Source organism: Pseudomonas sp. 2,4-D (genome assembly GCF_030418155.1).
Taxonomy (GTDB): domain Bacteria; phylum Pseudomonadota; class Gammaproteobacteria; order Pseudomonadales; family Pseudomonadaceae; genus Aquipseudomonas; species Aquipseudomonas alloputida.
In genome coordinates, this window is record NZ_JAUHUI010000018.1 from 92672 (window position 1) to 102484 (window position 9813).

The window sequence follows — 9813 nt, forward strand, 5'->3', positions numbered from 1 at the left end:
TTGGTTCTAAATTGTTGAGTGTGAATTGTGGAACAAAGTTTCAGAATTTCATGACAACAATGACAAGAGGACAGGCTGTTGAACGCACCCCTTCGTATTGCCTTGATTGGCGCCGGCATCATGGGCCGGCAGCATTACCAGCACTTGCGCAATGTGCCGCAAGCCCAACTGTGTGCGGTGGCCGACCCCGGCCCGCAGGCCGAGGCCTTCGCTGCCGAGTGCGGTGTGCCCTGCTTTGCCGACCACCGGCAGATGCTGCAGCAGATGCGCCCCGAGGCAGTGATCGTCGCCAACCCCAACAACCTGCATGTCGCCACCGCCCTGGATTGTGTCGAGGCCGGGGTGCCGGTGCTGGTGGAAAAACCGGTGGGCGTGAACCTGGATGAAGTGCGTGCACTGGTGGAAGCCTCACGCCGCCGAGGTGTGCCGGTGCTTGTAGGGCACCATCGCCGACACAATCCGCTGATCGCCAAGGCGCACCAGGTGATCAACGAAGGCAAGCTGGGCCGTTTGATCAACGTCACCGCGCTGTGGCAGCTGCAAAAGCCCGACAGCTATTTCGAAACGCCCTGGCGCCGCGAGCCAGGCGCCGGCTTCTTGCTGACCAACCTGATCCACGACCTTGACCTGTTGCGTTACCTGTGCGGCGAGGTGGTGCAGGTGCAGGCCTTCACCCGCAACGATGTCCGCGGTTTTGCCAACGAAGACAGCGCCGCGGTGCTGCTGCAGTTTGCCAACGGTGCCTTGGGCAGCCTGACCGGGTCCGATGCGGTGGCTGCACCGTGGAGCTGGGAGCTGGACGCCGGCGAAAGCCCCGTGTACCCGCGCCAGGACGGCCAGCCGTGCTATCTGCTGGCCGGTACCCAAGGAGCACTGAGCATTCCCCAGCTCAAGCGCTGGCATTACGCCGAGGCAGGCTCAGGCTGGCATACGCCCCTGTTGCAACGCTCGGAAAGCATCCCCGCCGGCGAGGCATTGACCCTGCAATTGCAGCATTTTGTGCGGGTTGCCCGGGGTGAACAGGCGCCGCTGATCGACGCTGCCGACGGGGGGCGCACACTGGCGCTGATCGAAGCGATACGACAGGCAGCCCAAAGCGGTCGGGCTTGCGCGCCCGCGCACATTGGCTGATACAACCTTACTATTGCTGGTGACGATAAATGACTGATCGAATTTTTTCCCTCGCGGCCCTGACGGTGCTCGAGCTGTCTCCACCGGACATGGTCGAGGCCGCCGCCCGAGCGGGTTACAGCCATGTCGGCCTACGGCTGGTGCCAGCCACCGAACAGGAGCGGCATTTCCCGTTGGTCGCCGATGCCGAACTGCGCCGGCAAACCCAGGCGCGCTTGCGCGACACGGGCGTCAAGGTGCTCGACCTGGAGATCCTGCGTCTTGAACCGGCAACCTGTGTGGCCGATTTCGAAGCGATCCTGGCGGTGGGCGCCGGGTTGGGTGGCACTGAATTGCTGGTAGCGGGCAACGACCCCGACGAAGCGCGCCTGACCGAACGCTTTGCCGCATTGTGCGAGCTGGCGGCGCAATACGGCATTCACCCTCACCTGGAGTTCATGCCCTGGACCGACGTACGTGACCTGCGCCAGGCCATGCGGGTGGTGGCCAACGCCGACCATGCCAATGGCTGCGTGCTGGTGGATGCCTTCCATTTCAACCGCTCCGGCTCTTCGCTGGACGACCTGGCGCAACTAAAGCCGCAGCGCATGCGCTATGCCCAACTGTGTGACGTTGCTGGCCCGGTACCGGCCGACATGGACGAGATCCTGCGCCAGGCGCGTAACGAGCGACGCTTCCCGGGTGATGGCGATGCCGACCTGGTTGGCCTGTTGCGCGCCTTGCCGCCGAGCGTGCCGCTGAGCCTGGAAATCCCCACGCGGCAATTGCTGGAGCAGGGCATCAGTGGCGAACAGCGTGCGCGCATGGCGCTGGAGAAAGCCAAGGCGGTGTTGGCCACGGTCTGATCGAGCGAACGTGGCGCATGGCACCGGCTACGCCACGTTCGCGAGTGAACCTACACCGAACGCTTCATTGCCGTTGTCCGCTTCTCAAGAAACTTCAAGCCAAAAAAAGGGCCCGCAAGGGCCCCGTAGAGGTAAGTGGCTAGCGCTCTCAGGCGCTCTCGACCTTGCGCGGTGCCATGAAATACATCCACACCAACGCCAGGAAGTACATGGCGGGGATCATGGTAAACAGCACGGCATAGTTGTTGTTGGTAGCGGTCAGCACGCTGCCGACAATCTGCGTCATGAACATCCCGCCAATTGCCGCACACATGCTGCCGAAGCCGAATACGGTGCTCACCAGATGTTTGGGTGTGTAGTCCATCACCAGGCTCCAGATATTCGCCGTCCACGCCTGGTGCGCGCCTACCGCGATCGAGATGGCCGCCACCGCGACCCACAGTCCACTGGCGTTGGCGGCAAAGATGACGCTGAGCATGGTGCAGGCAAAGATCAGCATGGACACCAAGCGCGCTGTCGTGGCACGCACGCCACGGCCGATCAGCCACGACGACAGGATGCCACCCCCGATACTGCCGAAGTCTGCCGTCAACCAGATGATGATCAACGGGATGCCCATCTGGGTGACGTTGATGCCCAGGCTGTATTGCTGGTTCAGGAACGGCGGCAGCCAGTACAGATAGAACCAGAACACCGGTGCGGTAATCGCATAGGCCACTGCAAAAGCCCAGGTGCCACGCAGGCGCAGGATACGGCTGAACGGCACACGGGTCGGCTCGGGCTCGTCATCCTGCTGGATGTACTGCACTTCGCTCTGACGCACGCGGGGGTGGTCTTCAGGGTTGTAGTACTTCAGCACCCAAAACACGACCCACACCAGGCCCAGGCTACCCATGGCGATGAACGCAGCCTGCCAGCCCCATACAGCCAGGATCAGCGGCAACAGCGCGGGGGTGACCATGGCGCCAACATTGGTACCGGCGTTGAACAGCCCCGTTGCAATGGCCCGCTCACCCGCCGGGAACCACAGGCGCACGGTCTTGACGCAGGCCGGGTAGTTGGCGGCCTCGGTCAGGCCGAGGATGAAGCGGCAGACCATGAAACCTGCCGCCGAGGTGGCCAGGCCGTGGGCACCCGTGGCCAGGCTCCACAGCAGTACAGCGAAGAAGAAGGCCCGTTTGACTCCGACCTTGTCGATCAGTCGGCCTTGCAGCAGAAAGCCGATGGCATAGCCGACCTGGAACCAGAAATTGATGTTGGCGTAGTCCATCGCCGTCCAGCTCATTTCCTTGGCCAGCACAGGCTGCATGATGCCGAGGGCGGCGCGGTCGATGTAGTTCAGGGTGGTGGCGAAGAACACCAGGGCGAGCATGCCCCAACGGGTCTTGCCGACGCCGAAGGCGCCGCGGAGCTTGTCGCCGATCGAGCCCTGGGACATCCGGGGCGCGGCGGGAGGGATCTTGGAGTGGTTCATAGACTGCTCGTTTCTTGAAATTGTATTCAGCTGCGGTGCTACGGGTACGTGACCGTTCCCAGGCAGGGGGGCACGCAAGGCCGGTGCATGGTGAGCAGTGAAGACGGCAGCGTCAATTCAAGAGACGGGCTACTGTTCGGTTATCGAACGGTTGCGTTGGCCGGCGGGCGCGGCAGGTATTCACGTCACTGAAGGGTAGAAGGCTTTGGCCTTGGTTGCCTGATGGGCGCAAAACCGACATCAATGATGTGCTCAGCCCCCGCTCAACGCCCTACCGGCCAGATACCCGAAGGTCATCCCTGGCCCAAGGGTAATGCCGCCGCTCGGGTAGTACCCACCCATCACGCTGTGCATGTCGTTACCCACTGCAAACAACCCGGGTATCGGCTGCCCTGCGTGGTCCAGTACGCGGGCTGAGGCGTCTGTGTCCAGGCCGGCGAAGGTGCCAAGGCTGCCTGGCAGCAGTTTCACCGCATGGAACGGCCCCTTCAGCAACGGCCGAAGCGACGGGTTAGGTGCCTGCTGCGGGTCGCCTTGGGCCCGGTTGTAGGCCGACGCGCCACGTAGAAAGGTAGGGTCTTCACCTTGTGCCGCATGATGGTTGAAGCCCTCCACCGTGCGTTGCAACTGCTCGGCGTCGATCCCGCAGCGCTGCGCCAGTTGCGCCAGGGTAGCGCCGCTGTGCAAATAGCCACTGCGCTGATAGAAGCGGGTAGGGAAGGGAAAGGGCTTGGCCCAACCGATGCCATAGCGCCGTTGCGCAGCATGGTCGCAGATCAGCCAGGCCTCCGGCTGCTCAGCCTGCGGCGTGGCGGCGAACAGCGCGTTCATGAAGTCGTGGTAGCAATCGGCCTCGTTGACGAAGCGCCGACCATCGCGGCGCACGGCGATGAAACCGGGCTTGGCACGGTCGATCAGGTGTGGGAAATGGCCGAAATGGCCATTGCGGCGCGGTACCTGCGATACCGGCGCCCAGGCGCCCCCGTGGGCGCCTGCCGCAGACATCCGCCCACCCGCCTGTTCGCCCAGGCGCAAACCATCACCGCTATTCTCCCTGGGCGCAGCGGAGTAATGCTGGTCACCGTCCGGCGCGTGCGGCATCAGCTGCGAGATACGCTGGCGATCATGTGGGAAGCCACCGCAGGCCAGCACCACACCGCGCCGTGCGTAGATCGCTTGGCCATCGGCAAACAGCGCGCCGTTGACCCTTTCTTCGCACAACAACAGACGGCTGGCCGGTTTCTCGGTCAGCAATGTCACGCCACGATCAAGGGCGCTGCGCAGCAGGCGCGCCACCAGCGCGTTGCCATTGACCAGATGCAGGCCGCGACGGTGCAGCAGCAGGTCGCGGCCATGGCGCAACAGGCGCTTGCCAACATGCAGCGCTGCCTTCGGCGAGCGTGTGGCGTTGAAGAAGGCAGCCATGTCGGCGCCCCCGGCAATGCCCATGCCGGCCAGGCTGACGATGTCCAGCGGCGGGCGCAACTTGTGCAGCCAAGGCCCCAGCCGGCGCCCGTCGTAAGGTAATGCACACAGCGAGCGACCGCCGCGTGCACTGCCATCGCCTTCACGCATGTCGGGCATACGGCTACCGCACTGGAACTGCACGGCAGTGTGTTGCTGGAAGAACGCCACCATTTCCGGACCATGGCGCAGGAAGGCACGTTGACGCGGGTCCAGCTCGCGGGTGTGGGTTTGCGCACGCAGATAGCGCTCCGGGGCATCGTCGGCTTCGACGATGCCTTCGGCGATGGCCAGCGGGTTGCGCGGTATCCACAACCAGCCCCCCGACCAGGCGCTGGTGCCGCCCAGTTGGCTGGCTTTTTCCGCGACGACCACTGTCAGGCCATGATGCGCGGCGGTTACGGCGGCAGCCAGGCCAGAGGCGCCGGAGCCGATGACGAGTACGTCACATTCAAGGGGGGGCATGGAAGGGGTCCGCTTGGATGTTGGAAGAGGTGGCGTGTGGCTTACTGCAGCGGTGAGAAACCGGTAGGGCGCAGCAGCCGCGATTGAAGGCGCAGTACTGCGCCCAGCTCGCGGTTGCGTCGCGAGAATTCCGCCCAGCGCGAGTCTGCCGCCATGGCTGCGCGGCGTGCCATGCGGTCGTCGAGGCTGGCATAGCCCCAGATGTGCACCACTTGGTTGACGTCGCCGAACTCGCTGGTGAAAAAGCCCACCAGGTTGCCCAGGTGTTCGCTCTGCACCTCAAGTGCGTGGCTTTGGTAAAGGGCCAGCCAGTCGGCCATTTTCAATGGGTCGAGGGTGTAGGTTCTCAGTTCGTAGTACATGCCGGGTTCTCCGTAGGGGTAGCCGGCGCCTGCAGGCGCGCGGTGATGTGGTTGGCAGCAAGCCAGCCGAAGGTGAGGGCAGGGCCCAGGGTGATGCCGGGGCCGGGGTAGGTGCCCTTCATCAGTGAGTTCATGTCGTTGCCGACCGCATACAGCCCGGGAATGGGCAAACCGCTGCGGTTCAGCACGTTGGCATCGGCGTTGGTCACCAGGCCACGAGCTGAACCGAGGTCGCCGGTGTGAATGCGGATGGCATAGAACGGCCCCTTGGTCAGGGGTGCCAGGCATGGGTTGGGCGTATGTTGCGGGTCGCCCATGTAGCGGTTGTAACTGTTGCCGCCTTTGCCAAATGCGCGGTCGATGCCATTGCTGGCATCGCTGTTGAACTGTGCAAGTGTTTGCGAAAACACCTGTGGATCGACGCCGATGGCCAGGGCCAGTGCCTGCGTTGTGGTGGCTTGATACAGGTAGCCTGCGTCGATCAACGCCTGGTTGTTGACGGGCTTGGGCCGCGCCAGGCCAAGCCCGTACCGGTTCATTGCCTCGGCATCGCAGACCAGCCAGCAGCTGGCAATGCCGTTGGCGAACATGGTGTGCACGAAGTGGTGGTAGGAGTCGGACTCGTTGACGAAGCGCCGCCCGGCTTGGTCTACCGCAATCACGCCCGGCTTGGCGCGGTCGGTGACCAAGTGCGGGAAGCGCTCACGTTCACCATCGGCATGACGCAGTTCGGAAACCGGTGCCCAGAAAAAGTTGGCCGCCAGGCTCTCGCCCTCGGCTGCTGCCACGGCCTGGGCAAGGCGCAGGGCGGCTCCGTCGTTGGCCGGTGGTGACATGGTCAGGTGCGGCGCCTTTTGAGCAGGGCGGTAGCCGGCGGCCATTGCGCCTGCTGCGAATCCGCCCATGGCGCACACCACGCCACCACGGGCCATTACCCGCTCACGGCGGCCCTCGCGCTGTACGACCACGCCCGTGATCACGCCGTGCTCGGCGATCAGCTCCACGGCTTCGCTGCGCAACCACAACTGTGTGCCGTGGGCGAAGGCGCTGGTGGCCAGGCGGGCGATCAATGCGTTGCCAGTGGTAAGCCGGGTGCCGCGTGGGTGCTGCAGGCGGTCGCGCACGTAACGCGCCATCAGCTTCAGGCAATGCCACATCGATCTGGGTGAGCGGCGAATGCTGAGGAAATGCTGGATATCCACCCGGTTGACCATCATGCCGCCGAACAGCAGCATGCCGGGCGGTGGCATCTGCAGGTCCTTGAAGCGTGTGCCCAGGTGCTTGCCGTCGTATTCGACCATTTCCAGCGCCCGGCCGAACTGAGTGGCGCCGGGTGCATCCGGGTAATAGTCGGGCGAGAGTGGGCGCAGGGCATAACGCAGTTCGGTGTTTTGCTCCAGCCAGCGCAGCGCTTGGTGGCCATGCTCGATGAAGGCATCGCACAAGGCGGGGTCGTAGCCGTCGCCGATGACCTGCTTGAGATAGGTGCGCATTGCCTCGGGGGAGTCCTTGGCGCCGGCGTCACGGGCTTGGTCGGTGCCGTACAGCCACACCGCGCCGCCAGAAATCGCCGAGGTGCCGCCAAAGCGTTCGGCCTTTTCCACCACCAGCACCTTTAGCCCACGGCGGGCCGCGGTGGCGGCAGCGGCAAAACCACCGGCACCGCTGCCCAGCACAACCAGGTCGAAGCTGTTATGTGTGTGCTCCAGAGTCGTCATGGCCTCAGATCTCCAACGGCGTGACGCCCATGAAGGCGCCAAGGTGGCCCAGTTGGGCAAAGGCCATTTCCGGACCAGTCTGGATCCTGCAGCCTACTTGCCGCGCGCGGTTCAGCAGCGGGGTTATCTCGGGTGAGGTGACCACGTCGGCGACCAGGGTGCCTGGCAGCAGGGTCGCCAGCAGGGCGGCGGACAGCGGCAGTTCTGCGCGGGGGCCCATGCCGACTGGTGAAGCGTTGGCCACCAGGTCGAAGTCTTCCAGCCCACTGAACTGTGTGCTGACCGTGAGTCCGGGGAAGGCGTTGCCGAGCAGTTCGCATACAGCACCCATGCGTGCTGTGCTGGGGTCGCTGAGGGTAATACTGGCGATCCCTGACTCAGCCAGTGAATAGGCAATGGCACTGCCAACACCGCCGCAACCGATCACCAGTGCCCGTTTGCCCGCCGGCTTGAAGCCATGCTTGTGCGCAGCGCCGAGGAAGCCGGCGCCGTCCACGTTGTCGCCCAGCAGGCGTCCGTCGCGCTCGCGACGTATCACATTGACCGAACCCAGGGCAGCCGCGCGCTCGCTCAGGCCGTCGACGCGGTTGGCCAGCGCCTGCTTGTAAGGCACGGTGACCACGCAACCGCGCAGGTTCTGCCAGCCACGCAGGGTACCCGCAAAGCTGTCCAGCGCCGCCTCGTGCAGGTCGATGGGCAGCATGGCGAGGTTGCAGTTGTTGTGGTTGAACCAGGTGTTGAAGTTTTGCGGGGACTTCACCTGGGCGATGGGCGAACCGACGATGGCGACCAGTTCAGTGGAACCTCGAATCATGCTGACCTCCTTATTGGCGTTGTTATGGCGCCAAGGGTGAGGCAGGGGAACGCGGGCAACAATGCGCCAAGCGGCCACTTAGTGCGATAATCGCAGTCATGATCCGGTTATCGCAGTAATCGGCTGTTTTTGTGCCTCTGGTAGCGAGTCGAATGCATGAACACACCCGCCATCCATCCCCGTGACCTGATCGCAGGCTTGCAGAAAGGCCTGGCGCTGATGCAGCTGTTCAGCGCCGAGCAGCCGCGTCTGAGTGTGCCGCAGGCGGCCAGGTTATCTGGCCTTACGCCCAGTGCTGTGCGGCGGTTTCTGTTGACCTTGGTGCATGAGGGCTTTGCCGAAACTGACAGCCGTGAGTACTGGCTGACCCCCAAGGCCTTGCGTATCGGCCAGGCTTATGTGGACTCGGCGCAACTGCCGCGCATGCTGCGGCCGATTGTTGAACAGGTGGCGCGGCAGACCCAGGAGCACGTATCGGTGGGTACTCGCGATGGCGATGAGATCATCCATCTGGTGCGTAGCCGGTATAGCCATGTGGCGTCTTTGTCGATCAGGCCCGGCTCGCGAGTACCCATGTATTGCACGGCTAGCGGGCGGGTCTGGCTGGCCTGGCTGGAGGAGGGGGAGCGGGACGAATACTTTGCCCGTCACCCGCTGCGGGCGTTGACGCCTTACACACTGACAGACCGGGCGCAGCTGGACGCTGAACTGTTGCGCGTGAAGGGGCAGGGGTTCTGTATCGTTGATCAGGAATATGAAATCGGTATGCGGGTGCTGGGGGTGCCACTGCTGGGGCGGGCCGGTCAGTTGAAAGCCACGCTGACCATCACGACTCATGCTTCGCGGTTGAGTATTGATGAGATACGGTTGCGGTATTTACCGACCCTGTATGAGGCACAGGCGTTGCTTCGGCCAGTGCTGGATTGACGCAGACATGGCGCATGCCTGCGGGCATGGCGCCATGCGTGTGAGAACAGGTTACCCGCGAAGGGTGGCTTTGTTCGCTATCTGGGCCGCTGGACGGCCCAAACCTGTTGACTGACAGGCTTCAGCATCCGGCTCGGTGCCCGGTAGTGGCTTTCAATCAATGAGCCAACCCTGGTCCCCCTCGATCAAGGTCCCTCCATGACTGGTAGTGTCACCCTCCCTTGCTGCGGGGTGGCCCTCGATGATCGTGCAGGCAGCGCCGGTTTCGATAACGGCGCCACAACTGATGCGATCGCCCACACGAGCGACGGCCTTGCCATCCACGAATGTTGCATTTGCGCCGGTTTCCACAGTGCCTTCGCCATGGAGCGGGCAGCTATGACGATGGCCTACCAGTACGATGGGTATCATTGCGCTTCCTTTTGCCGGGTTGAATGGGGGCTTCCTCAAATGCTTCGGGTGGTGGTGGCGCTGCTCGGACGTTGAACAGGCGGCAGATGCCATACCAGCAGAGGGCGACGGTCAGGTTGTAGGGGAACAGCACGGCCCAGAACGGCAATTGCCAGTTCTTTTTGCCCTGCATTTCACCGGGCTCGCCGGTTCGCCAGGGGGC

Annotated in this window: 9 protein-coding genes and 1 pseudogene; 3 read left to right on the forward strand and 7 right to left on the reverse strand. The window is 63.6% G+C overall.

What is annotated here, in order from left to right; translation table 11 throughout:
* Positions 1–78: 78 nt before the first annotated feature.
* On the forward strand, positions 79–1131 hold the full coding sequence (locus QYE47_RS15015) for a Gfo/Idh/MocA family protein (protein WP_014591447.1): 1053 nt from the start codon (positions 79–81) through the stop codon (positions 1129–1131).
* 29 nt (positions 1132–1160) lie between these two features.
* Complete coding sequence (locus QYE47_RS15020) at positions 1161–1976, forward strand: sugar phosphate isomerase/epimerase (protein WP_014591446.1); 816 nt, start codon at positions 1161–1163, stop codon at positions 1974–1976.
* Between the two features lie 148 nt (positions 1977–2124).
* Here QYE47_RS15020 and QYE47_RS15025 read toward each other — a convergent pair whose 3' ends face one another.
* From QYE47_RS15025 to QYE47_RS15045, 5 genes are all read right to left on the reverse strand, one after another.
* Positions 2125–3450 carry an MFS transporter gene (locus QYE47_RS15025; RefSeq protein ID WP_012052802.1) on the reverse strand — a complete coding sequence of 442 codons (1326 nt, stop codon included), beginning with the start codon at positions 3448–3450 and terminating at the stop codon, positions 2125–2127.
* 252 nt (positions 3451–3702) lie between these two features.
* Entirely contained in the window at positions 3703–5379 is a 1677-nt protein-coding gene (locus tag QYE47_RS15030) for an FAD-dependent oxidoreductase (RefSeq protein ID WP_014591444.1), read from the reverse strand.
* A gap of 41 nt (positions 5380–5420) precedes the next feature.
* Positions 5421–5741, reverse strand: a complete 321-nt coding sequence (locus tag QYE47_RS15035; RefSeq protein WP_003250862.1) for an NIPSNAP family protein — start codon at positions 5739–5741, stop codon at positions 5421–5423.
* Positions 5726–7459: an FAD-dependent oxidoreductase gene (locus tag QYE47_RS15040; RefSeq protein ID WP_014591443.1), complete on the reverse strand. Its 1734-nt coding sequence runs from the start codon at positions 7457–7459 to the stop codon at positions 5726–5728. The genes QYE47_RS15035 and QYE47_RS15040 overlap by 16 nt, the downstream gene beginning before the upstream one ends.
* Before the next feature lie 4 nt (positions 7460–7463).
* Positions 7464–8273 carry a shikimate dehydrogenase gene (locus QYE47_RS15045; protein WP_014591442.1) on the reverse strand — a complete coding sequence of 270 codons (810 nt, stop codon included), beginning with the start codon at positions 8271–8273 and terminating at the stop codon, positions 7464–7466.
* Positions 8274–8429: 156 nt separating this feature from the next.
* Here QYE47_RS15045 and QYE47_RS15050 point away from each other — a divergent pair, with 156 nt between their 5' ends.
* On the forward strand, positions 8430–9200 hold the full coding sequence (locus QYE47_RS15050) for an IclR family transcriptional regulator (RefSeq protein WP_014591441.1): 771 nt from the start codon (positions 8430–8432) through the stop codon (positions 9198–9200).
* 153 nt (positions 9201–9353) lie between these two features.
* Here QYE47_RS15050 and QYE47_RS15055 read toward each other — a convergent pair whose 3' ends face one another.
* Both QYE47_RS15055 and QYE47_RS15060 read right to left on the reverse strand, forming a co-directional pair.
* Positions 9354–9611 (reverse strand): PAAR domain-containing protein, encoded by a 258-nt coding sequence (locus QYE47_RS15055; protein ID WP_041167023.1) that lies wholly within the window; start codon positions 9609–9611, stop codon positions 9354–9356.
* Positions 9577–9813, reverse strand: a pseudogene (locus QYE47_RS15060) (hypothetical protein); the annotation flags it as partial. The gene QYE47_RS15055 and the pseudogene QYE47_RS15060, both read right to left, overlap by 35 nt.